Origin of the sequence: Delftia sp. WSY_22 (genome assembly GCF_043104185.1) — a bacterium.
GTDB classification, from domain to species: domain Bacteria; phylum Pseudomonadota; class Gammaproteobacteria; order Burkholderiales; family Burkholderiaceae_C; genus Comamonas; species Comamonas tsuruhatensis.
Window position 1 is genome coordinate 101,828 of the sequence record NZ_JBICKN010000056.1, and the last position, 23,550, is coordinate 125,377.

At 67.4% G+C, this 23,550-nt stretch carries 14 protein-coding genes; 11 read left to right on the forward strand and 3 right to left on the reverse strand.

Going from position 1 to position 23,550, the window contains the following annotated elements; all coding sequences use genetic code 11:
* Positions 1 to 172: 172 nt before the first annotated feature.
* The 7 genes from putA to ACF8NF_RS23745 all read left to right on the forward strand — a co-directional run bounded on the left by putA (position 173) and on the right by ACF8NF_RS23745 (position 9,940).
* Positions 173 to 4,210 carry a trifunctional transcriptional regulator/proline dehydrogenase/L-glutamate gamma-semialdehyde dehydrogenase gene (gene putA / locus ACF8NF_RS23715; protein WP_392451374.1) on the forward strand — a complete coding sequence of 1,346 codons (4,038 nt, stop codon included), beginning with the start codon at positions 173 to 175 and terminating at the stop codon, positions 4,208 to 4,210.
* A gap of 79 nt (positions 4,211 to 4,289) precedes the next feature.
* On the forward strand, positions 4,290 to 5,792 hold the full coding sequence (gene putP, locus ACF8NF_RS23720; protein ID WP_016450059.1) for a sodium/proline symporter PutP: 1,503 nt from the start codon (positions 4,290 to 4,292) through the stop codon (positions 5,790 to 5,792).
* A 152-nt stretch (positions 5,793 to 5,944) separates the two neighbouring features.
* Complete coding sequence (locus tag ACF8NF_RS23725; RefSeq protein WP_013800422.1) at positions 5,945 to 6,289, forward strand: type II toxin-antitoxin system RelE/ParE family toxin; 345 nt, start codon at positions 5,945 to 5,947, stop codon at positions 6,287 to 6,289.
* Complete coding sequence (locus tag ACF8NF_RS23730; protein WP_013800421.1) at positions 6,286 to 6,618, forward strand: helix-turn-helix domain-containing protein; 333 nt, start codon at positions 6,286 to 6,288, stop codon at positions 6,616 to 6,618. Before ACF8NF_RS23725 ends, ACF8NF_RS23730 begins: the two co-directional genes overlap by 4 nt.
* A 233-nt stretch (positions 6,619 to 6,851) precedes the next feature.
* Entirely contained in the window at positions 6,852 to 7,838 is a 987-nt protein-coding gene (locus ACF8NF_RS23735) for a TRAP transporter substrate-binding protein (protein ID WP_016450058.1), read from the forward strand.
* Between the two features lie 150 nt (positions 7,839 to 7,988).
* Positions 7,989 to 8,504: a TRAP transporter small permease gene (locus ACF8NF_RS23740; protein WP_013800419.1), complete on the forward strand. Its 516-nt coding sequence runs from the start codon at positions 7,989 to 7,991 to the stop codon at positions 8,502 to 8,504.
* Between the two features lie 149 nt (positions 8,505 to 8,653).
* A complete protein-coding gene (locus tag ACF8NF_RS23745) occupies positions 8,654 to 9,940 on the forward strand; it encodes a TRAP transporter large permease (RefSeq protein ID WP_016452769.1) in 1,287 nt (428 codons plus the stop codon).
* Between the two features lie 133 nt (positions 9,941 to 10,073).
* Here ACF8NF_RS23745 and ACF8NF_RS23750 read toward each other — a convergent pair whose 3' ends face one another.
* Positions 10,074 to 10,874 carry an IclR family transcriptional regulator gene (locus ACF8NF_RS23750; protein WP_047327930.1) on the reverse strand — a complete coding sequence of 267 codons (801 nt, stop codon included), beginning with the start codon at positions 10,872 to 10,874 and terminating at the stop codon, positions 10,074 to 10,076.
* A 165-nt stretch (positions 10,875 to 11,039) separates the two neighbouring features.
* Here ACF8NF_RS23750 and ACF8NF_RS23755 point away from each other — a divergent pair, with 165 nt between their 5' ends.
* From ACF8NF_RS23755 to ACF8NF_RS23765, 3 genes are all read left to right on the forward strand, one after another.
* Entirely contained in the window at positions 11,040 to 12,692 is a 1,653-nt protein-coding gene (locus tag ACF8NF_RS23755; RefSeq protein ID WP_392451375.1) for a GMC family oxidoreductase, read from the forward strand.
* Positions 12,693 to 12,740: 48 nt separating this feature from the next.
* Complete coding sequence (locus ACF8NF_RS23760) at positions 12,741 to 14,069, forward strand: MFS transporter (RefSeq protein ID WP_013800415.1); 1,329 nt, start codon at positions 12,741 to 12,743, stop codon at positions 14,067 to 14,069.
* Positions 14,070 to 14,249: 180 nt separating this feature from the next.
* Positions 14,250 to 15,110 (forward strand): hypothetical protein, encoded by an 861-nt coding sequence (locus tag ACF8NF_RS23765; RefSeq protein ID WP_046237941.1) that lies wholly within the window; start codon positions 14,250 to 14,252, stop codon positions 15,108 to 15,110.
* A 22-nt stretch (positions 15,111 to 15,132) separates the two neighbouring features.
* Here the strand turns inward: ACF8NF_RS23765 and ACF8NF_RS23770 are convergent, their stop codons facing one another.
* A complete protein-coding gene (locus ACF8NF_RS23770) occupies positions 15,133 to 16,098 on the reverse strand; it encodes a LysR family transcriptional regulator (RefSeq protein WP_126312705.1) in 966 nt (321 codons plus the stop codon).
* A 129-nt stretch (positions 16,099 to 16,227) separates the two neighbouring features.
* Between ACF8NF_RS23770 and ACF8NF_RS23775 the strand changes: the two genes are divergently transcribed.
* The gene (locus tag ACF8NF_RS23775) at positions 16,228 to 17,406 is read left to right on the forward strand and encodes an MFS transporter (RefSeq protein WP_016450051.1); all 1,179 of its coding nucleotides are present in this window, start codon (positions 16,228 to 16,230) and stop codon (positions 17,404 to 17,406) included.
* A gap of 3 nt (positions 17,407 to 17,409) precedes the next feature.
* Here the strand turns inward: ACF8NF_RS23775 and uvrA are convergent, their stop codons facing one another.
* Positions 17,410 to 23,367, reverse strand: a complete 5,958-nt coding sequence (gene uvrA / locus ACF8NF_RS23780; protein WP_392451376.1) for an excinuclease ABC subunit UvrA — start codon at positions 23,365 to 23,367, stop codon at positions 17,410 to 17,412.
* Positions 23,368 to 23,550: the final 183 nt, after the last annotated feature.

The window sequence follows — 23,550 nt, forward strand, 5'->3', positions numbered from 1 at the left end:
GACCCGAGAGGCCGTGAGAGCGGCCCGCCTGGATGGGCTCCATGGGACCCAGCTTACCTGGGCAAACACAAAGGGTTTACCCCCTATCAAAAAAGGTGCAACCCATGTGAAATCACGCCGAATCCGGTTGCACCCCAGTCATCGAAAAACCACTTTCCCTTTCCAATCCATTATGTCCACCACCGTAGGCATCAAAGTCGACGACGCCTTGCGCGAGCGCATCCGCGTCGCAGCCCAGCAGATGGGTCGCACACCGCACTGGCTGATCAAACAGGCCGTCGTCCAGTACGTCGATGCGCTGGAGCGCGGCGCAACCACCATCCGGCTTGCAGGCGCAGGCGACAGCCCTGGCGATGTCGCGATCGAAGAGGCGCAACCCAACGCCAGCCAAGAGGTGCAACCCTTTCTGGAATTCGCCCAATCCATCCTGCCGCAGACGCCGCTGCGCGCCGCGATCACGGCCGCCTGGCACCGGCCCGAGCCCGAGTGCCTGCCCGTGCTGCTGCCGCTGGCACGCGCCCAGGATGCCCAGCAGGCCGACAGGGTGCGCGAGCTGGCGACCCGGCTGGTACAGGGCCTGCGCGATGCGCCGGCCGGCAGCGGCGTGGCGGCGCTGGTGCAGGAGTTTTCCCTGTCCAGCCAGGAAGGCGTGGCGCTGATGTGCCTGGCCGAGGCGCTGCTGCGCATTCCCGACCGTGCCACGCGCGATGCGCTGATCCGCGACAAGATCAGCAAGGGCGACTGGCGCGCCCATGTGGGCCGCTCGCCCTCGCTGTTCGTGAACGCGGCGGCCTGGGGCCTGGTGCTGACGGGCAAGCTCACATCCACCAGCAGCGAGAAGAACCTGTCTTCGGCGCTGACGCGCGTGATCGGCAAGGGCGGCGAGCCCCTGATCCGCCAGGGCGTGCACCGCGCCATGAAGCTGATGGGCGAGCAGTTCGTGACGGGCCAGGACATCGCCGAGGCGCTGGCCAACAGCCGCGCCTATGAAAAGCAGGGCTTTCGCTACAGCTACGACATGCTGGGCGAGGCGGCCGCCACCGAGGCGGATGCGCAGCGCTACCTGCAGGCCTACGAGCAGGCCATCCACGCGATCGGCGCGGCGTCCAACGGGCGCGGCATCTTCGAGGGGCCGGGCATCTCTATCAAGCTGTCGGCCCTGCACCCGCGCTACAGCCGAGCGCAGTACGAGCGTGTGATGGCCGAGTTGCTGCCGCGCGTGCTGCGGCTGGCCGAGATGGCCAAGCAGTACGACATTGGCATGAACATCGACGCCGAAGAGGCCGACCGGCTGGAGCTGTCGCTGGACCTGCTGGAGTCGCTGTGCGCGGCGCCCTCGCTCAAGGGCTGGAACGGCATAGGCTTCGTGGTGCAGGCCTATCAAAAGCGCTGCCCGCAGGTGCTGGACCACCTGGTGGACCTGGCCCGCCGCAGCCGCCGCCGCCTGATGGTGCGGCTGGTCAAGGGCGCCTATTGGGACAGCGAGATCAAGCGCGCCCAGGAAGGCGGCCAGGCCGGTTACCCCGTCTATACGCGCAAGGTCTATACGGACGTGAGCTACCTGGCCTGCGCGCGCAAGCTGCTGGATGCGCCCGACGCCGTCTACCCCCAGTTCGCCACGCACAACGCGCAGACGCTGGCCAGCATCTACCACATGGCCCAGGCTGTGGGCGGCAGCTACTACAGCGGCCAGTACGAGTTCCAGTGCCTGCACGGCATGGGCGAGCCGCTGTACGCACAGGTGACGGGCCCGGCCTCCGAAGGCAAGCTGGCCCGCCCCTGCCGCATCTATGCGCCCGTGGGCAGCCATGAGACGCTGCTGGCCTATCTGGTGCGCCGCCTGCTGGAAAACGGTGCCAACACCTCGTTCGTGAACCGCATCGGCGACGCCTCCGTGCCGGTCTCCGAGCTGGTGGCCGACCCGGTGGACGAGGTGATGAAGATCGCCCGTGTTGAAGGCCGGCTGGGTGCGCCGCACCCGCGCATTGCACTGCCGGCCGACCTGTTTGCACGGCAGGGCGAGAAAGACGCGCAGGCCCGCGCCAATTCCCAGGGCCTGAATCTGGCGCACGAGCAGCAGCTGGCCTCATTGGCCGCCGCACTGCTACACAGCACGCGCCAGACTTATCTGGCCGCGCCCGCAGAGGCCGACCTGCCTGCCGACCCGGCGCGTGCCGAGGGCTGGCAGGCCATGCGCAATCCGGCCGAGCTGTCCGACATCGTGGGCTGGGTGCGCGAGGCCACCGCTGCGGAGGCCGAGGCCTGCGCCACCCGCGCCGCCCAGGCCGCGCCGATCTGGGCCGGCACGCCTGCTGCCGCCCGCGCCGATGCGCTGGCCCGCGCCGCCGATCTGCTGGAGCAGCGCAGCCAGCCGCTGATGGGCCTGATCATGCGAGAGGCCGGCAAGACCCTGCCCAACGCGGTGGCCGAGATCCGCGAGGCGGTGGACTTCCTGCGCTATTACGGCGCCCAGGTGGCTGCGCATTTCGACAACGCCACGCAGCGCCCGCTGGGCGTGGTGCTGGCCATCAGCCCCTGGAATTTTCCGCTGGCCATCTTCTGCGGACAGGTGGCCGCAGCCCTGGCTGCCGGCAATACCGTGCTGGCCAAGCCCGCCGAGCAGACCCCGCTGACGGCCGCCGCCATGGTGGCCCTGCTGCACGAGGCCGGCGTGCCGCGCGATGCGCTGCAGCTGGTGCCCGGTGCGGGCGAGACCGTGGGCGCCGCCCTGGTGGCGCATCCGCTGGTGGCCGGCGTGATGTTCACGGGCTCCACCGAGGTGTCACGCCTGATTGCGCGCCAGCTGTCGCGCCGCCTGTCGCCCGCAGGCCGCCCCATTGCGCTGGTTGCCGAGACCGGCGGCCAGAACGCCATGGTGGTGGACTCCTCGGCCCTGGCCGAGCAGGTGGTGGCCGATGTGCTGGCCTCGGCCTTCGATTCGGCCGGCCAGCGCTGCTCTGCCCTGCGTCTGCTGTGCCTGCAGGAAGAGGTGGCCGACCGCACGCTGACCATGCTGCGCGATGCGCTGCAGGAGTGGACGCTGGGCAACCCCGACCGCCTGAGCACCGATGTGGGCCCCGTGATCGACGACGCGGCACGCCGCCAGATCGAGGAGCACATAGAGCAGATGACCGCAGCGGGCCAGAAGGTCACCCGCGTGGAGCGCAAGGACGGCGTGCTCAACGGCCACTATGTGGCACCCGCCCTCATCGAGATCGACAGCACGGAGCGCCTGCAGCGCGAGGTCTTCGGCCCCGTGCTGCACGTGATCCGCTTCAGGCGTGAGCAGCTGGACGCGCTGGTCGATGGCATCAACGCCACCGGCTACGGCCTGACCTTCGGCGTGCACAGCCGCATCGACGAGACCATTGCCCACCTCACCCAGCGCGTGCATGCGGGCAACATCTATGTGAACCGCAATGTGATCGGCGCCATGGTGGGCGTGCAGCCCTTTGGCGGCATGGGCCTGTCGGGCACGGGCCCCAAGGCCGGCGGCCCGCTGTATCTGCACCGCTTGGTGCAGGGGCCTGCCAGCGCGGCGCTGTCGGTCTTCGCACGGGCGGAGTCGCCCGTCCAGGCGCCGCTGCAGCTGCTGGGCCTGCTGCGCGAGACGCTGTCCAAGGCGCCGCCGGATGCCATGTCCGCCGACGAGCAGGTGCAGGCCCTGGCCGCTTGCGACGCGGCAGCCTCCGCATCGCGCCTGGACGCGGCCATGCCGCTGCCCGGCCCCACGGGCGAATCCAACCGCTACCGCCTGCTGCCGCGCGGACCCGTCTGGGCACTGCCGCGCACGCCGCTGGGCCTGGTGGCCCAGGTGGCAGCGGCCCTGGCCAGCGGCAATGCCTGCCATGCGGTGCTGCCCGACAACGGAACAGGCGCCGACAGCGGCTGCGCCGCCACCTGGCAGGCGCTGCGCGCCGCTGCGGGCGATGCCGGTGTGCCATGGCTGCACAGCGCCAGCGCCGACTCCCTGGGCGATTCGGCAGCGCCCATGGCGGCCTTGCTGTTCGAGGGCGATGGCGACGCCCTGCTGCAGGTCTGCGCCCAGGTCGCCGCGCGCGACGGCGCCCTGGTGCGCGTGGAAAGCCGCAACAGCGACGAGCTGCACGCGGGCCGCGGCTATGACCTGGCCGCGCTGTTCCACGAGCAATCCATCAGCACCAATACCGCTGCCGCAGGCGGAAACGCTCAACTGATGACCATGGCTTGAACCGCCGGGGCCGGCACAACCGGCCCCTGGCAAGCGCCCCGCACCACCCGAAAAAACACGACCAACGCAGGACACTTCAATGCAATTCAACTGGAACGACCCGACGGCGATCATGTTCGCCATCTACCTGGTCGCCATGCTCGGCATCGGCGCCATCGGCTACTTCAGCACCAAGAATCTTTCCGACTACATCCTGGGCGGCCGCAGCCTGGGCAGCTTCGTGACAGCGCTGTCGGCCGGTGCCTCGGACATGAGCGGCTGGCTGCTGATGGGCCTGCCCGGCGCCATCTACCTGTCCGGCCTGTCGGAAGCCTGGATCGCCATCGGCCTGATCCTGGGCGCCTACCTGAACTGGCGCCTGGTGGCGGCGCGGCTGCGCCTGTACACCGAGCGTGCCGGCAATGCGCTGACGCTGCCCGACTACCTGGCCAACCGTTTCGAGGACCACTCCAACGTGCTGCGCATCGTGACGGCCGTGGTGATTCTGGTGTTCTTCACGCTGTACTGCGCCTCGGGCGTGGTGGCGGGCGCGCGCCTGTTCGAGAACATGTTCGGCATGCCCTACAGCACGGCCCTGTGGGTGGGCGCGCTGTGCACCATCGCCTATGTGTTCATCGGCGGCTTCCTGGCCGTGAGCTGGACGGACACCATCCAGGCCTCGATGATGATCACGGCGCTGATCCTGGCGCCCGTGATCGCCTGGCTGGCCGTGCAGGGCCATCTGCAGCCGGGCCAGGACCTGCACGCCATCGTGGCGGCAGAGAAGTTCGACCTGTTCCGTGGCGCCAGCTTCGTGGGCGTGGTCTCGCTGCTGGCCTGGGGCCTGGGCTACTTCGGCCAGCCGCACATCCTGGTGCGCTTCATGGCGGCATCGTCGGTGCAGACCATTCCCTCGGCCCGCCGCATCAGCATGACCTGGATGATCCTGTGCCTGGCCGGCGCCGTGGCCGTGGGCTTCATCGGCATTCCCTACTTCGCGGCCAACCCCGCTGGCGCTGCCGCCGTGAACGCCAATGCCGAGACGGTGTTCATGGAAATCACCAAGCAGCTGTTCAACCCCTGGATCTCGGGCGCACTGCTGGCGGCCATCCTGGCAGCCGTGATGAGCACGCTGTCGTGCCAGCTGCTGGTGTGCTCCAGCGCGCTGACCGAAGACATCTACCGCACCTTCCTGCGCAAGAACGCCAGCCAGATCGAACTGGTCTGGGTCGGCCGCGCCATGGTGCTGCTGGTGGCCTTGATCGCCATCGCCATCGCCAGCAACCCCGACTCCAAGGTGCTGGGCATGGTCAGCTACGCCTGGGCCGGCTTCGGCGCCGCCTTCGGCCCGGTGATCATCCTGTCGCTGTTCTGGAGCCGCATGACGCGCGGCGGCGCGCTGGCCGGCATCATCACCGGCGCCGTGACGGTGCTGGTGTGGAAGCAGTTCGGCTGGCTGGGCCTGTACGAGATCATCCCCGGCTTCATCCTGGCCTGGCTGGCCACGGTGGTCGTCAGCCGCATGGGCCCTGCGCCTTCGCAAAGCATCCTGAAGGCGCATGCGGCGGTGGAGAGCGAGTTCGAGCGGATCGGGGCACGCTGAGCCGTGCGCACGAAGACGGCACCCCTGCCATGACGCAAAACGCCCGATGCCTGCGCCTCGGGCGTTTTTGCTTTGATGCACGCACTCGAAAGGCCATACAGCCGCTTTACGCCTTCGGCATGCCTGTATAAAATTTTATACAAGGATCTTCCATGGAGCAGGACAAAGACATCCGCTGGGTCGGATCCTCATACGACGATCTGCGGGACTTTCCCGCAGGCCCCAGGCGAGATGCGGGCTTTCAGTTGAGCAAGGTTCAGGCAGGCCAGGAACCGGAGGACTGGAAACCCTTCGACGACGTGGGCGCCGGGACACGGGAGATCCGCGTGAGGGACGCCAGCGGAGCGTTCCGGGTGATGTATGTGGCCAAGTTCGAGGAAGCGGTCTATGTATTGCACTGCTTCCAGAAGAAATCACAGGTGACAAGCCGGCACGACAAGGACATCGCATCGGCGCGCTACCGTGCCGTGGTCCACATGAGAAAGGCCAACAAATGAAGATCGATACAGAAATCCGCCATGTGACCAAGGCGAAGGCAAACCTCTTTCTGGAGCTGGGCTTTCCTGAAGACGAGGCATTGAAGCTGCAAGCTGCATCGCGCCAGCAGATCAACGACACCCATCTTCTCAAGGAGCAGCTGATGGCGGAGCTGGCGCAATGGATTGCACAGCATCACCTGAAGCAGTCAGACGCGGCAGAGATCCTGATGGTGTCCCGCCCGCGCATCTCGGATGTGGTGAACAGAAAGACTGCAAAGTTCACCATTGACGCCCTGGTTGAAATGTTGAGCCGCGTGGGAAAGCCGGTGCGTCTGTCCATTGGTTGATATGCCGGTCGCTGCCCACGACATCGCCAAATCAGATGTACCTCAACGCACATGACGAGCGCTTTGTACGTGGTCGCCACAAGGGGAGTGGTCACTACAATCCATGGGCTCTTTTTTTCATCGCCGGGCCGCCCCAGGATGAAAAACGGCTCCCTGCGGGACAGCCACTGACCTTGCCCTGCAAGGGGAGCGTGGGGGCCATTTTTCAACACACAACAAGTGAGACTGCCGCTATGCAAATGATCCGCCGCACCCTTCTTTCGACCTGCGTGGCCGCCATGGCGGCTGCCTCGGCTGGCGCCGTACTGGCCCAGACCAAGGAGGTCAAGGTGGGCTACGCCCTGGCCGTGAATTCGCACTACGGCGCGGCTGCCCAGGCCTGGGCCGATGCGGTGGAAAAGGGCACGAACGGCGCCTACAAGTTCAAGCAGTTCCCCGCGTCCGCCCTGGGCGGCGAACGCGAGCTGATCGAGGGCCTGCAGCTGGGCACGGTGGAGGCGGCCATCGTCTCCACGGGCGCCATCAGCAACTTCGTGCCCGATGTGGGCGTGGTGGACATTCCCTTCCTGTTCCGCGACACGCAGCATGCGCGCGCCGTGCTGGACGGCGCCTTCGGCCAGGAGCTGCTGGCCAAGTTCAGCAAGCGCGGCCTGGTCGCGCTGGCCTGGGGCGAGCAGGGCTTTCGCCACCTGTCCAACAACAAGCACGCCGTCAACGGCGTGGCCGATCTCAAGGGCCTGAAGATCCGCGTGACCGAGAACCCCGTGCACATCACGGCCTTCCGCACGCTGGGCGCATCGCCCACGCCCATGTCCTGGCCCGAAGTGATCGGTGCGCTGCAGCAGGGCACGATCGACGGCCAGGAGAACCCGATCTCGGTGCTGGCCTCGGCCAAGCTGTGGCAGGTGCAAAAGCACCTGACGCTGACGGCCCACGTGTACGCGCCCATGGCCCTGCTGGTGTCGCCCTCGTTCTGGGGCACGCTGAACGACAGCCAGAAGGCGGCCTTCACGCAGGGCGCCAAGTCGGGCGCCATCGCTTCGCGCGTGTTCGTGGACACGGTGGAGAAGAAGGGCGTGGAAGAAGCCAAGAGCCACGGCATGCAGGTGGTGGAGAAGGTGGACCAGGCCGCCTTCCGCACCGCGCTGGAGCCGGCCTATAAGGAATACGCGAAGAAGTTCGGCCAGAAGACGCTGGACACCATCGCCAACGCCAAGTAATCCCCTGAGGCATTGCGGGCTGCGGCCCGCAATGCAGGGCGACCCGCTGCGGGCAACACCTGTGGCCCCGCACGGCGCCCGCGCCGATGATCTGACCTCCGGCGGCAGCCCGGCCCTTGCGCCACTCCCCTCCTGCCCTCGCCCACTCCTATGCTCAACCGAATCGAACGCGCCCTTGTGGCCTGCAACCGCTGGCTGCTGATCGTGCTGCTGCTGGCCATGGCCTGCATCGTGTTTGCCAATGTGGTGCTGCGCTACACCACGGGCGACTCCATTGTCTGGGCCGAGGAAGTGGCCCGGCACATGATGATCTGGGTCACCTTCCTGGGCGCGGGCCTGGTGCTGCGCTTCGGTGGCCATGTGGCCATCGACAACCTGCACCGCTCGGTGGGCACGCGCAAGGCGCAGTGGCTACGCCGCCTCGTGGTGCTGGGCGTGGGCCTGTTCTGCGCGGTGATGGCGGTGGCCTCGTCGCAGTATGTCTGGGCCACGCGCTTCCAGACCACGGCGGCCACGGACATTCCCATCTCCTTCGTCTACGCGGCCATGCCCGTGGGCTTCGTGCTGATGCTGGTGCATCTGCTGTTCATTGCGCGCGGGTATATCGCAGACGGCTCGTTCGCGGAGTCGGACGAGATGGATGCCGACGCGGCCGCATCCATATGACCCCCCTGAGTCGCTGCGCGCCTTCCCCCAGGGGACGACACCCTCGCTGCGGGGCGGCGCGGCCGGCCCAGGCCCTTGCTTGGTGTCTCCTGCTTTGGAGCGTGTCAGTTCCATCGCTCTGCCATGAATAACTGATTCGAACGCACATCATGGGTATCACGCTTTTCATCGCCATCATCGTCCTGCTCACGCTGGGCTTTCCGGTGGCTTTCGCGCTGGCGATCTCCGCCGCACTGGCCGTCTTCGTGGGCGGCCGCTATCCGCAGCTCATCGTGTTCAAGGAGATGTTCACGGGCATAGACAGCTTTCCGCTGATGGCCGTGCCCTTCTTCATCCTGGCGGCCGAGCTGATGTCGGGCGGCGCGCTCACGCATGTGCTGCTGCGCTTTGCAGCGCAGTTCGTGGGCCATCTGCGCGGCGGCCTGGGCTATGCCAATGTGCTGTCGCTGACGCTGTTCTCGGGCATTTCGGGCTCGGCCCTGGCCGATGCGGCCGGCCCCGGCTCGATGATGGTCAAGATGATGGACAAGGCCGGCTACGCGCGCTCCTACGCGGCGGCGCTGACGGCCAGCACGGCCATCGTGGGGCCCATCATTCCGCCGTCGGTGAGCATGATCATCTACGCGCTGCAGGATGAGAACGTGTCGGTGGGGGGGCTGTTCATGGCCGGCTTCATCCCCGGCATCCTGATCGCGCTGGCCATGGCCGCCGTGAACTGGTGGGTGTGCAAGAAGCGCGACTACCGCTCCACCGAGCCGCGCCCTGACGGCCGCACGATGTGGATCAACAGCTTCAAGGCGATTCCCGCGCTGATGCTGATCGTGCTCATCGTGGTGGGCATCCGCTTCGGCATCTTCACGCCCACCGAGGCTTCGGTGGTGGCCGTGTTCTACGCCCTGGTCTGCGGCAAGTGGGTGTACCGCACGCTGCAGTGGTCGGCGCTGCCGGGCATTGCGGCGCGCTCGGCCATGCTGACGGCCTCGGTGCTGCTGGTGATGGCGACTTCGGCGGCCTTTGCCTGGGTGCTGACGGTGGAGGGCATTCCGCAGTACCTGTCCGAGCTGATCGTGAGCTGGCAGCTGTCGCCCACCCTGTTCCTGATCGCGGTGAACATCCTGCTGCTGGTGTTCGGCATCTTCATGGAGCCGCTGCCCGGCGTGATGATCCTGGTGCCCATCCTGGCGCCCATTGCGTTCAGCCTGGGTATCGATCCCACGCACTTCGCCATGGTGGTGATCGTGAACCTGACGCTGGGCATGATCACGCCGCCCGTGGGCGGGCTGCTGTTCGTGACCTCGGTGGCCACGCGCGTGTCCATCACCGATCTCACGCGTGAGATGCCGCTGTTCCTGCTGGCCCACTTCGTGGTGCTGTGCCTGCTGACCTTCATCCCCGCGCTGTCCACCTGGTTGCCGCATACGCTGGGCTTCCAGTGACGACAAGGGCCTCCGAGTGAGGCCCTTTTTTTGCCGCCTGGCCGCCCCAAGGCATAAAGCGCCCCCCTGGTGGGCAGCGGACCTTGCGCAGCAAGGGCAGCGTGGGGGCCTTTTTTCCGGGGTGCCCAGCGCCTCAGAAGAGCAGGCCGGCCATGCGCTGGGCCGTTTCCTTCAGGTGCGGCAGGCCCTCCAGCGCCTGCGCCAGCGGCATGCGCACCTCCGGCGCATGCACGGCCAGCGTGGCGCGGCACTGGCCCTTGGCATCACGCACGGGCACGGCCACGGCGATCATGCCGCGCATGAATTCCTCGCGGTCGCAGGAGTGGCCTTCGCGCACGATGCGCGCGCACTCATGTGACAGCGCCTCGGGCGTGGTCAGCGTGTTGGCCGTGCAGGCGGTGAGTTCCACGCTGTCCAGGATGGCGGCGCGCCGGGCCGCAGGCATATGGGCCAGGAACAGCTTGCCGCTGGCCGTTGCGTGGATGGGCACCATCGATCCGGCCTCCAGCTGGATGCGCAGCGGCCAGTGGGTCTCGACACGGTCCAGGTAGCGCACGCGCGTGCCGTCCAGCACGGTGAGGTTGCAGGTCTCGCCCAGACGGGCCACCAGTTGGGACAGCAGCTCATGGCGCAGGGCCTGGCGCGGGTCGGCTTGCAGGGCGCGCACGGCCAGGCTCAGCAGCTTGGGGCCTGGCGAGAAGCTGCGGTCACCCTCGTGGCGCAGCAGCCATTGCCGCGCCTCCAGGTGGGAGCACAGGCGCGAGGCCGTGGCCTTGGGCAGGTTGAGCGCGGCTGCGATGTCCATGAGGCCCGGCGGGGCCTCGGCCTGGGTGACGAAATCGAGCACGGCCAGGGAGCGATCGGAGACCGAGTTCGCTTCGTCCTGCCGTGCAGGGGTGGGGTCCGGGGCAGCGCTGGCAAGGGATGGCGGCATAGGGCGGTGTCGTGTCGTGTGGAAGGCCGGAAACGCTTTCGATCATGCCTGATCGCCAGGAGGCGGCAAGGGTTTGCGCGGGGTTGCAGTCCACGGCGGCAACGAATAAGTTTCACTCAAAGGAACAAATAGTTCCTTCAAAAGAAACAAAAAAGGAGCCACTGCATGCCGGACCCCATCGACAGCTATGACTACGTGATCGTGGGAGCAGGCTCTGCCGGCTGCGTGCTGGCCGCGCGCCTGTCCGAGGACCCGGCCACGCGGGTGCTGCTGCTGGAGGCCGGCCCGCCGGACCGCTCGCCCTGGATCCACCTGCCCATCGGCTACGGCAAGACCATGTGGAGCCCCGTCTACAACTGGAAGTTCGAGACCGACCCGGACCCCAACATGAACGGCCGGCGCATCTACTGGCCACGCGGCCGCACGCTGGGCGGCAGCAGTTCGATCAACGGCCTGATCTACGTGCGCGGCCAGCGCGAGGACTACGACCACTGGGCCGCGCTGGGCAATGCGGGCTGGTCGTATGAGGAGGTACTGCCCTACTTTGTGAAGTCCGAAGGCAATGCGCGCGGCGCCTTCCCGGACCATGGCGCGGACGGGCCGCTCAAGGTCTCGGACATCGGCGCCCGGCATCCGCTGATCGAGGCCTTCATTGCCGGTGCAGGCCAGGTCGGCGTGCCCCGCACCGAGGACTTCAACGGCCGCGACCAGGAGGGCGCAGGCTACTACCAGCTCACCACCCACAAGGGCCTGCGCTGCAGTACGGCCAAGGCCTATCTGGGCGAGGCCCGGCGCCGCCCCAATCTGCGCATAGAGACCGACGCCATGGCCACGCAGCTGGTGCTGCGCGGCCGGCGCGCCACCGGCATCCGCTACCGGCAAGGCGGGCAGGAGCGCCAGGCCCAGGCGCGGGCCGAGGTGATTCTGTCGGCTGGCGCCATCCAGTCGCCGCAGCTGCTGCAACTGTCGGGCATAGGCCCGGCCGCGCTGTCGCAGTCCCTGGGGATTCCCGTGGTGCACGATCTGCCGGGCGTGGGCGAGAACCTGCAGGACCATCTTCAGATCCGCCTGGGCTACGAATGCAGCCAGCCCATCACCACCAATGACCAGCTCAATTCCTGGGTGGGCAGGACCAGGCTGGGGCTGGAGTGGCTGCTGTTCCGCTCGGGCGCGCTGGCCGTGGGCATCAACCAGGGCGGCTGCTTCATGCGTGCGCTCAGGGACGAGCAGGGCCGGCCCGTGGCGGACACGCCCGACATCCAGTTCCACGTCTCCACGCTGTCGGCCGACATGGCAGGCGGCCAGGTCCATCCGTACTCGGGCTTCACCATGTCGGTCTGCCAGCTGCGGCCCGAATCGCGCGGGCGCTTGCGCATCCGCTCGCGCGATGCCTTCGAGCCGCCTTCCATCCAGCCCAACTACCTGGCCACCGACCTGGACCGCCGCACCAACGTGGCGGCCGTGCGCGCGGCACGCGCCATTGCCGACACACCGGCCATGCGCCCCTTCGTGAAGCGCGAGGTCAAGCCCGGCCCCGATGCGCACAGCGATGCGGAGCTGCTGGAGTTCTGCCGCAACCACGGCGCCACCATCTTCCACCCCAGCGGCACCTGCCGCATGGGCAGCGATGCCCTGGCCGTGGTCGATGCGCGGCTGCGCGTGCACGGCATGGCCGGGCTGCGCGTGGTCGATTGCTCGGTCATGCCCACCCTGGTCTCGGGCAACACCAATGCGCCCGTGGTGATGATGGCCGAGAAGGCCGCCGACATGGTTCGCGAAGACAGGTACGAAGAGACAGGGCAGCTCAAGGTCGCATGACTGCCCGTTCCTGCATCCCGGCAATGCGACAGACAACCAGGAGACAGCATGACGACGGCAACCGATCCCAGGGTCATCCGCAAGGTGGTGACCTCCGCGCTCATCGGCGCAACCATCGAGTGGTATGACTTCTTCCTGTACGGCGTGGTCGCCGGCATCGTGTTCAGCAAGCTGTACTTTCCCAGCGACGATCCGCTGATCTCCACGCTGCTGGCCTACACCACCTTTGCCGTGGGCTTCGTCACACGGCCGCTGGGCGGGGTGATCTTCGGGCACTTCGGCGACCGCGTGGGGCGCAAGAGCATCCTGGTGGTCACGCTGATGATCATGGGCGTGTCCACCTTCCTGATCGGCCTGCTGCCCACGCATGCGCAGATCGGCGTGGCCGCGCCCATCCTGCTGCTGCTGCTGCGCGTGGCCCAGGGCATAGGCCTGGGCGGCGAATGGGGCGGTGCCGTGCTCATGGCCTACGAATACGCGCCCAAGGAAAAGCGGGGCTTCTATGCCTCCCTGCCCCAGGTGGGCCTGGCCATCGGCCTGTTCATGGCCTCGGGCGTGGTGGCCCTGCTGTCCTGGCTGTGTACGGAAGAGCAATTCATGGCCTGGGGCTGGCGCATCGCCTTCCTGATCTCGGGCCTGATGGTGGCCGTGGGCATGTACATCCGCCTGCATGTGAAGGAGACGCCCGAATTCGCAGCTGTCAAGGCACGCAATGCGGAAACGGCCATCCCTTTCATGGACATGATGCGGCGCTATCCGGGCAATGTGCTCAAGGGCATGGGCGCACGCTATATCGACGGCGTTTTCTTCAACGTCTTCGGCGTGTTCTCGATCAGCTACCTGACCTCTACCCTGCAGATCAGCCGCACGGACGCGCTCATCGGCGTGATGGTCGCCGCCGTGGTGATGTGCTTCACGATTCCGCTGTTCGGCCGCCTGTCCGACCGCCTGGGCCGCAGCCGCGTGTATCTGTGGGGATCGCTGATCACCGCGGTCTCGGCCTTCCCGGCCTTCTGGCTCATGGCCCACAGCGGAGGCAATGTGCTGCTGATATGGATCGCCATCGTCGTGCCCTTCGGCATTCTCTACGCGGCGGTCTACGGTCCCGAAGCCGCCCTCTTCTGCGACCTGTTCGACGCCAAGGTGCGCTACACCGGCATTTCCTTCGTCTACCAGTTCTCGGGCATTTTCGCGTCCGGCATCACGCCCATCATTGCGACGGCGTTGGTCAAGACAGCCGGTGGCAGCCCGTGGCTGGTGTGCCTGTATGTGGTGTTTGCGGGAGCGGTATCGGCCTGGTGTGCCTGGGCGATTGGGAGGGATGGACAGGGTGCCCGCGCCTTTCGGCCCGTGGGCAATGCCAGGGCAGGCCTGTGAATGGATGGAACTCGGGCGCTTTCAAGAAGTTTGAATACGCACGCTGGAAAGCACATTGCCGGCGTACGAACCCATTTCAGGGACTCCAGCAAAAGCCACTCAAAACCATCACACTGTTTCTCTTTGTAAAGACGATGGCTAGAATGCCCATGCATTTTCTTAATCAGACAGAGAGGGACCATGTTCAAGAAAGCATTGGCAGCAGCCATCTTGCTGGGCTGCGGCCTGGCGCACGCATTCATGCCCAGCAATGGCACCTGGGTCGTGACTTCCGAACTCAACGGCAAGCCGGGTCGCGGGCTGGCCATCGATGCACAGAACGGCACGCTGGTCATGCAGATGTATGCCTACGAGCCCAGCGGCCAGCCCACCTTCTACATGACCTCGGGCGCGCTGACCAATAACCGCTTTGCCGCTCCGCTGATCCGCTACAAGGGCGGCCGCTTTCTGGGCAGCGGCCCGATGTCGGGCTCCGAAGACCGGAACATGGGCCAGGTCAGCATGCGCTTCACCAGCGGCGTGTCGGGTTTCATCACGCTGCCCGGCGAACAGGAAGTGGCGATTTCGCGTTTCAACTTCGGTTACCCCGCCGTGGCATCCAGCCTGAGGGGACTCTGGGCGCTGACTTCGTTCGGCAGCGAAGGCGTTGCTTCCGAAGTGGTGAATATGCAGCTGCAAACGCCTGCCACCGCGAACGGCAATGGCCTGATGGAAACGGCGGACAGGCTGTTTGGTTGCGAACACCAGATCCGGGGCAATCTGGCGGGCGGCGTCCTGTGCGTCAAGGTCAACAACTACGGCCAATTGCTGCGCTCCTACTACTTCGTCTACAGCGTGAACGAGGGTGAAGGCAGCTCCCGCACCAATGGCACCCGCCCCGAACAGGTGCTGGTGGTCAAACGCCTGCTTGACCCGAAGGGCGTGGGTACAGGCATCGTCTACGCGGCCGACGCACCCGTGGACCCAGTGCCCACCGTGCTGCACGACATCATCGAGAACCTGTCCTTCAACGCCGCACCTCTGCCAGCCGAGCAGGAGTGACGCCCTCGCTGCCGGCCACCCCTCAGGGCAGCGCCGGCAGCTGCTCCGCATGCCGCAGATCCACATGCGCCTGCAGGAAGTCGAGCACGGCGCGCGTGCGCGGGGGCAGGCGGTCGGGCTTGCCCAGGTAGACGGCGTGGATGGGTTCCAGGTCGCCCGTGTTGAATTCCTCCAGCACGGGCACCAGCCGGCCGGCGAGCACGTCGGCCCAGGCGTGGTACAGCGACAGGCGGGCCAGGCCCGTGCCGTGCAGCGCCAGCTCGCGCATCACATCGCCGTCGTTGACGCGCACCACCTCCCCGATATCGACGGCCACGCGCTGGCCGTCCACCAGAAACGGCCAGTGCGGTATGGCGCGCTGGTAGCTCCAGCCCAGGCGCACATGGTGGCCCAGCTCGTCTGGATGCAGGGGCCGGCCCATGCGGGCCAGGTACTCCGGTGATGCCAGGATGACCTGGCGCGTGCGGCCCAGCAAGCGCGCGACCATGTCCGAGGGCGGAAGCTGGCCCCAGCGCACGGCGATGTCGGTGCCGGCCTCGACCAGGTCCACGATCTGGTCCGTGAAGCTCAGTTCCAGGCTCAGCCCGGGATGGCGCTGAAGCAATTGCGGCACCAGGGGCACGAGCAGCATTTTTCCGGTCGATGAGCTGGTGTTGATGCGCACCAGGCCGCGTGGTTCGCTGCGCACGGCCACGCAGGCCTCCAGTTCCTCCAGGTCGGCCAGCACGCGCTTGCCGCGCTCGAACAGCTGGCAGCCTTCGGGCGTGAGATGCAGGCGCCGCGTGCTGCGCTGCAGCAGCTGCACGCCCAGGCGCGCCTCCAGCCGCGACATGCTCTTGCTGACGGCCGAGGGCGAGATGCCCAGGTGGCGCGCAGCGGCCGAGAGGCTGCCGCGCTCGGCGACCAGGATCAGCATTTCCAGCTCGGCAAAGCGGTTGGCGTCGGCGCTGCCCGTGTCGGCGGCGGCGAGAGGAACAAGTGCGGGCATGGTGTCTCCGAGAAAAGGATCATCTATTCCACACAGGAACAGATCCGTTTCCATTATTCCATCTACACAAAGGTATGTTGCAGTGCGACATTACTGGACATCACACCAAGGATCACAAGGAATCCGTCCATGCCTCTTTCCCTACTCGCCCTGGCGGCCGGTGCCTTTGGCATCGGCACCACGGAATTCATCATCATGGGCCTGCTGACCCAGGTCAGCCAGGATCTTCACATCAGCATTCCCACGGCGGGCTCGCTGATTTCGGGCTACGCCATCGGCGTGGCCGTGGGCGCGCCCGTGCTCACGCTGCTGACGCGCCAATGGCCGCGCAAGCGCCTGCTGCTGGCGCTGATGCTGATCTTCATCGCCGGCAACCTGGCCGCCGCGTTCGCGCCCAGCTATGAATGGCTGATGTCGGCGCGCGTGCTGACCTCGCTGACCCACGGCACCTTCTTCGGCGTGGGCGCCGTGGTGGCCACGGGACTGGTGCCGGTGGACAAGAAGGCGTCGGCGATTGCGCTGATGTTCTCGGGCCTGACCCTGGCCACCCTGCTGGGCGTGCCTGCCGGCGCCTGGATCGGCCAGATGTTCGGCTGGCGCAGCGCCTTCCTGGCCGTGGCCGCGATCGGCGTGCTGGCCTTTGCCATCCTGGCCGCCTTCGTGCCGCGCGACCAGGGCCGCCCCGAGGTCACACCGCTGGCGCAGGAGCTGGCCGTGCTGGCCAACGGCCAGGTCTGGCTGGGCCTGGGCATCACGGCCTTCGGCTTTGCGGGCGTGTTCGCGCTCTACACCTATGTGGAGCCGCTGCTGACCCAGGTGACCCGCATGGGCGACAGCCTGGTGGCGCTGACCCTGCTGCTGTTCGGCGCGGGCCTGGCCGCCGGCAATCTGCTGGGCGGCAAGCTGGCCGACCGGGGCGTGATGCGCGCCCTGGTGTGGAGCATTGCGGCGCTGATGGTGGTGCTGGCGGCAGGCCGCTGGGCCTTCGGGAACCAGGCCGTGGCCATGGCCTATGTGATCGTGCTGGGCGTCGTGGCCTTCGCCACGGTGGCCCCCATGCAGATGCGCGTGCTGGACCAGGCCGGCCCCCAGGGCGCCAACCTGGTCTCCAGCCTGAACATTGCGTCCTTCAACCTGGGCAATGCCCTGGGTGCCTGGGTCGGCGGCCTGGCCCTGGCCGGTGGCCTGGGCCTGGTCAACCTGGGCTGGGCCGCCGCCGCGCTGACGGCCGTGGGCCTGGTGCTGGTCTTCTGGAGCAGCCGCCTGCCCGCAGGCTCCGCACGCAGCGCAGGCGTGGCCTGCGCCTGAGGCTCAACGGGCCAGCACGGGCTTGAGCGCCTTGCCCGTGTGCGTGCCCGCAGCCACCAGATCCTCGGGCGTGCCGGCCGCAATGATGCGGCCGCCGTCCTTGCCGCCTTCGGGGCCGAGGTCGATGATCCAGTCGGCCTCGGCGATCACGTCCAGGTCATGCTCGATGACGACCACGCTGTGGCCCGCATCGACCAGGCGATGCAGCACGCGGATGAGCTTGTCCACATCGGCCATGTGCAGGCCCACCGTGGGTTCGTCCAGCACATAGAGCGTGTGCGGCGCCTTGTTGCCGCGCCGGGTCACGTCGTCGCGCACCTTGGTCAGCTCGGTGACGAGCTTGATGCGCTGGGCCTCGCCGCCCGACAGCGTGGGCGAGGGCTGGCCCAGCGTGAGATAGCCCAGTCCCACGTCCTTGAGCAACTGCAGCGGGTGGGCGATGCTGGGCATGCTGGCGAAGAACTCGACGGCCTCGTCCACCTCCATCTGCAGCACGTCGCCAATGCTCTTGCCGCGCCAGGAGACGGCCAGGGTCTCGGGGTTGAAGCGCGCGCCGTGGCAGACCTCGCACGGCACCTTCACGTCGGGCAGGAAGCTCATCTCGATGGTGCGCATGCCCTGGCCCTCGCAGGCCGGGCAGCGGCCTTCGCCGGTGTTGAACGAGAAGCGGCCGGCCGCGTAGCCGCGCGCCTTGGCCTCCAGCGTTTCGGCGTAGAGCTTGCGGATGGTGTCCCAGAAGCCGATGTAGGTGGCCGGGCAGCTGCGCGGGGTCTTGCCGATGGGGGTCTGGTCCACTTCCAGCACGCGGTCAATGCCCTCGAAGCCCTGCAGGCCCTTGCAGCCCGACAGCGCAGGCGCCTTGCCCGCGTCCATGGCATCGCGCCCGGCCTTGGTGGCGCGCTGGCCCACCCAGGCGGCCACATTGGCCAGCATCACGTCGCGCGCCAGCGTGGACTTGCCCGAGCCGCTGACGCCTGTGACGGCCACCAAGCGCTTGAGCGGCACGCGCGCATCCACGTTCTGCAGGTTGTGCAAATGGGCGCCGCGCACGGTCAGCCAGCCCAGCGCGTCGGAGGCGGGTTCGGCGTCGACAACGACAGGCGCGGCCTTCTTTTTGGATTTGGATACCTTGACAGGCGCGGGTTCCGGCACCGGTTCGGCCACGGCGGCAAGCTCGGCGGCCGCCTGCGGCGGCTGGCCCTCGCCCACCCAGCGGCGCGGCTGGAACGGGTGGCGCATGGCGTGCAGCAGATAGCGGCCCGTGATGGAGTCCTCGGCCGCCATGATGTCGGCCGCCGTGCCCTGGGCCACGAGGCGGCCGCCACGTATGCCGGCGCTGGGGCCGATGTCGATGATGTGGTCGGCCCGGCGGATGGTGTCCTCGTCATGCTCGACCACGACCAGGGTGTTGCCCTTGTCGCCCAGCTTGTGCAGGGCGTTGAGCAGGATCTGGTTGTCGCGCGCATGCAGGCCGATGGTGGGTTCGTCCAGCACATAGCACACGCCCTGCAGGTTGCTGCCCAGTTGCGCGGCCAGGCGGATGCGCTGGGCCTCGCCGCCCGACAGCGTGGGCGCGCCACGGTCCAGCGTCAGGTAGCCCAGGCCCACTTCCTCGAGGAATTCGAGGCGGCTCTGGATCTCGGGGATGAGATCGCGGGCAATGTCGGCCTCGCGGCCCGACATCGCCAGCGCCTGCACCCATTGGCGCACGTCGTTGACCGACAGCTGGGCGATCTCGGCAATGCCCACGCCATGGAAGCGCACGGCGCGCGCCGTGGCGTTCAGGCGCGTGCCCTGGCAGGTGGGGCAGGTCACTTCGGCCAGGTCCTCGATTTCCTGGCCTTCGAACTTGACTTCGCGGCCCCGGTTGTCCTCGACCAGCAGGGTGTCGTCATAGACCTTGCGCTGGTCCTTGGTGAGCTTGACGCCCGTGCCCACGCAGTCGGGGCACCAGCCGTGCTTGCTGTTGTAGGAGAACAGGCGCGGGTCCAGCTCGGCATAGCTGGTGGCACAGACCGGGCAGGCGCGCTGGGTGGAGAACACCTGCAGGCTGCCGATGCCGGCCGTGCTCCGGCCGCCGGCCATGGCATCGGCCAGGTTGTCCAGGCCGGACAGCACATGCAGCACGCCCTTGCCTGTTTCCAGCGCCTGCGCCAGGTGGCCGCGCAGCTCGCGCTCGCTGGCCGCCGTGACGGTGATGCTGGCCACGGGCAGCTCGATGGTGTGTTCCTTGAAGCGGTCGATGCGCGGGAATCCCGTGGTGGGAAGGAATTCGCCGTCCACGCGCAGATGGGTGTAGCCGCGTGGCCGAGCCCAGTCGGCCAGCTCGGTGTAGACCCCCTTGCGGTTGACCACCAGCGGCGCCAGCAGGCCGATGGTCTGGCCCCGGAACTGCGTGAGCAGCTGGGCCGCGATGCTTTCCTCCGTCTGCGGCTGCACCGCGGCGCCGTCGTGGATGCAGTGCTGCGTGCCCAGCTTGACGTACAGCAGGCGCAGGAAGTGCCAGACCTCGGTGGTCGTGCCCACGGTGGACTTGCGCCCGCCACGCGACAGGCGCTGCTCGATGGCCACGGTGGGCGGAATGCCGTAGACGGCATCCACCTCGGGCCGGCCCGCAGGCTGGACGATGGAGCGCGCATAGGCGTTGAGCGACTCCAGGTAGCGTCGCTGGCCTTCGTTGAACAGGATGTCGAAGGCCAGCGTGGACTTGCCCGAGCCCGAGACGCCCGTCACCACGTTGAACTTGCCGCGCGGGATCTCCACCGACAGCTGCTTGAGGTTGTGCTCCTTGGCGTTGACGATCTCGATGGCATTCCTGGCGGCCGCCCCCGACATGGCATGCGCCTTGCGCTGGCTCTTGTAGAGCATGGGGGCGACCTCGCGCACGGCCTCGCCGCCCACGCCCATGGCCAGGTCGTACTCGCGCAGGGCCTGGGCCGTGTGCGAGCCAGGCACCTGGCGCACCTCCTCGGGCGTGCCCTGGGCCACGATGGCGCCGCCGCCGTCGCCGCCTTCGGGACCGAGGTCGATCAGCCAGTCGCTGGCACGGATCACGTCCAGGTTGTGCTCGATGACGATCAGCGAATGGCCGGCCTCCAGCAGCTTGCGCAGCGCGCGCATGAGCTTGGCGATGTCGTCGAAGTGCAGGCCCGTGGTGGGCTCGTCGAACAGGAACAATGTGCCCTTCTTGGCCAGCGCCTGCTTCGACTTTGCCTGGGACTTGGCCGCCTCGGCCAGAAAGCCCGCGAGCTTGAGGCGCTGGGCCTCGCCGCCCGACAGCGTGGGTACGGGCTGGCCCAGCTTCACGTATTCCAGGCCCACATCGACGATGGGCTGCAGGGCGCGGATGACCTCGCGGTCCTGGGCGAACAGCAGGGCCGCCTCGGCCACGGTGAGCTCCAGCACATCGGCCACGTTGAGCTTGCGCGGCTGCAACTCGCCGGCCGCGTGGCGCTCGATCGTGACTTCCAGGATCTCGGGGCGGTAGCGCGTGCCGTTGCAGTCGGGGCAGCGCAGGTAGACATCGGAGAGGAACTGCATCTCCACATGCTCGAAGCCCGAGCCGCCGCAGGTGGGGCAACGGCCGTCGCCGCTGTTGAAGCTGAACTTGGCGGCCGTGTAGCCGCGCTGGCGCGACAGCGGCGCAATGGCGAACAGCTCGCGGATGGAGTCCCAGGCGCCCACGTAGCTGGCCGGGTTGGAGCGCGCCGTCTTGCCGATGGGCGACTGGTCCACGAACATCACGTCGCTCAGGTGGTCGGCGCCCAGCAGGCGCTCGAAGGCGCCGGCCGCATCCGTGGGCTTGCCGAAGTGGCGCATCAGCGCGGGCACCAGCACGTCCTGGATCAGCGTGGACTTGCCCGAGCCGCTGACGCCGGTGATGGTGACCAGGCGCTGCAGCGGAAAGTCCACGTCGATGCTGCGCAGGTTGTGCTCGCGCGCGCCTTCGAGGATGAGGCGCGGCGTGGACTCGGTCACCATGCGCTTGAGGCCGAAGCCCACCTGCTTGCGGCCGCCCAGGTAGGCGCCGGTCAGCGTGTCGGCATGGCGCAGGTCGTCGGGCGTGCCGTCGAAGACGATCTGGCCGCCGCGCGCGCCGGGGCCGGGGCCCATGTCGATCATGCGGTCGGCCGCGAACATCACGGCCGGGTCATGCTCGACCACGACCAGGGTGTTGCCTGCATCGCGCAGGCGCTGCATGGCCTCGGTGATGCGTTCCATGTCGCGCGGGTGCAGGCCGATGCTGGGCTCGTCGAGCACGAACAGGGTGTTGACCAGCGAGGTGCCCAGGGCCGTGGTCAGGTTGATGCGCTGCACCTCGCCGCCCGACAGCGTACGGCTCTGGCGGTCCAGCGTGAGGTAGCCGATGCCCACGTCGCACAGGTACTGCACGCGCGCCATGATTTCGGCGTGCAGCATCTTGAGGGCCTGGGCCTCGCCGTCATGCAGCGGGGCATCGGCAGCCGGCGCCAGCTGCTGGAAGAAATCACGCAGCCGCACCAGGGGCAGCTGCATCAGGTCGTGCAGGCACAGGCCCGGCAGCGCGTCCAGCTGCTCGCGGCTCCAGGCCACGCCCTTCGGCATGAAGCGGCGGTAGCGGCCTTCGTCGCCGGGCGGCAGCACGGCATCGGCGGCCTGCTTGCCGCCCAGGCGCCACAGCAGGCTTTCGGTCTTCAGGCGCGCGCCGCCGCAGGTGGGGCATTCGGTATAGCTGCGGTACTTGGACAGCAGCACCCGGATGTGCATCTTGTAGGCCTTGCTCTCCAGGTATTCGAAGAAGCGCTTGATGCCGTACCAGGTCTGGGTCCACTTGCCATTCCAGTTGGGCGAGCCGTCCAGCACCCAGCTTTTCTGCGCGTCGGTGAGCTTGGCCCAGGCCGTGTCGCGCGGAATGCCTTCGGCCTCGGCGTGGCGCATCAGGTCGTCCTGGATCTCCTTCCAGGCCGGCGTCTGCACGGGCTTGATGGCACCCGTGCGCAGGGTGAGCTTGTCGTTGGGGATGACCAGCCCCCAGTCCACGCCGATCACGCGGCCAAAGCCCCGGCAGGCCTCGCAGGCGCCCACGGCGGAGTTGAAGGAGAACAGCGAGGGAATCGGCTCCTGGTAGCTCAGGCCGCTTTCGGGGCAGTGCAGGCCCAGCGAGAACTTCCACAGCTGGGGCTCGGTGGGCTGGGCACCTGCGGCTTCCACGGCGGATTCAGGCAGCACATAGACCGTCATGTGGCCGCTGCCGCGCTTGAGTGCCACCTCGATGGCCTCGTAGGCGCGGGCACGCTCGACGTTGCCCAGGCGGAAGCGGTCGGCCACCACGTCCAGCATCTTGACCTTGAGCGGCGCCGCCGCCTTGGCCTTCTTGCCCTTGGCGTCTGCGGCAGGCTCCACGGCGCCGGCCTTCTCGGCCTCGCGCTCGGCCTGGACCTTGGTGAAGCCGCTGGCCGACAGCCATTGCTCCACCTCGGCGGCCGTGGTGTTGGCGGGCAGCTCGACGGGGAAGGTGATGGCGATGCGCGGATCACCGGCCTGCCGGCAACGCTCGGCCAGCTCCTCCAGCACGCTGTCGGGCGTGTCGTGGCGCACGGGCACGGCGGTGTCGCGGTCGAACAGCTGGGCTGCGCGCGCGAACAGCAGCTTCAGGTGGTCGTTGAGCTCGGTCATCGTGCCCACGGTGGAGCGCGAGTTGCGGACGGGATTGGTCTGGTCGATGGCGATGGCCGGCGGCACACCTTCCACACGGTCCACGGCCGGCTTGTCCATGCGGTCCAGGAACTGCCGCGCATAGGCCGAGAAGGTCTCGACATAGCGGCGCTGGCCTTCGGCATACAGGGTATCGAACACCAGACTGGACTTGCCCGAGCCGCTGGGCCCCGTGACCACGGTCAGCTCGCCGGTACGGATGTCGAGATCCAGGTTCTGGAGATTGTGCTGGCGTGCGCCGCGAATTCGAATCAGACCGTGCGTCATGGATGTTGTGTGGTCAGTGGGAGCCAAACATTCTAGGCAGTCCATGCGTCAGGCATCGGACGCTTCTCAATACCTGTATTTTCATACAGGTTAAACACAAAACGCCTCCTCAACAAATCCGCGCGACCATAAAAAAACCCCGGAACCAGTCCGGGGCTCGTGCCTCTTTCAAGGCCTTACTTG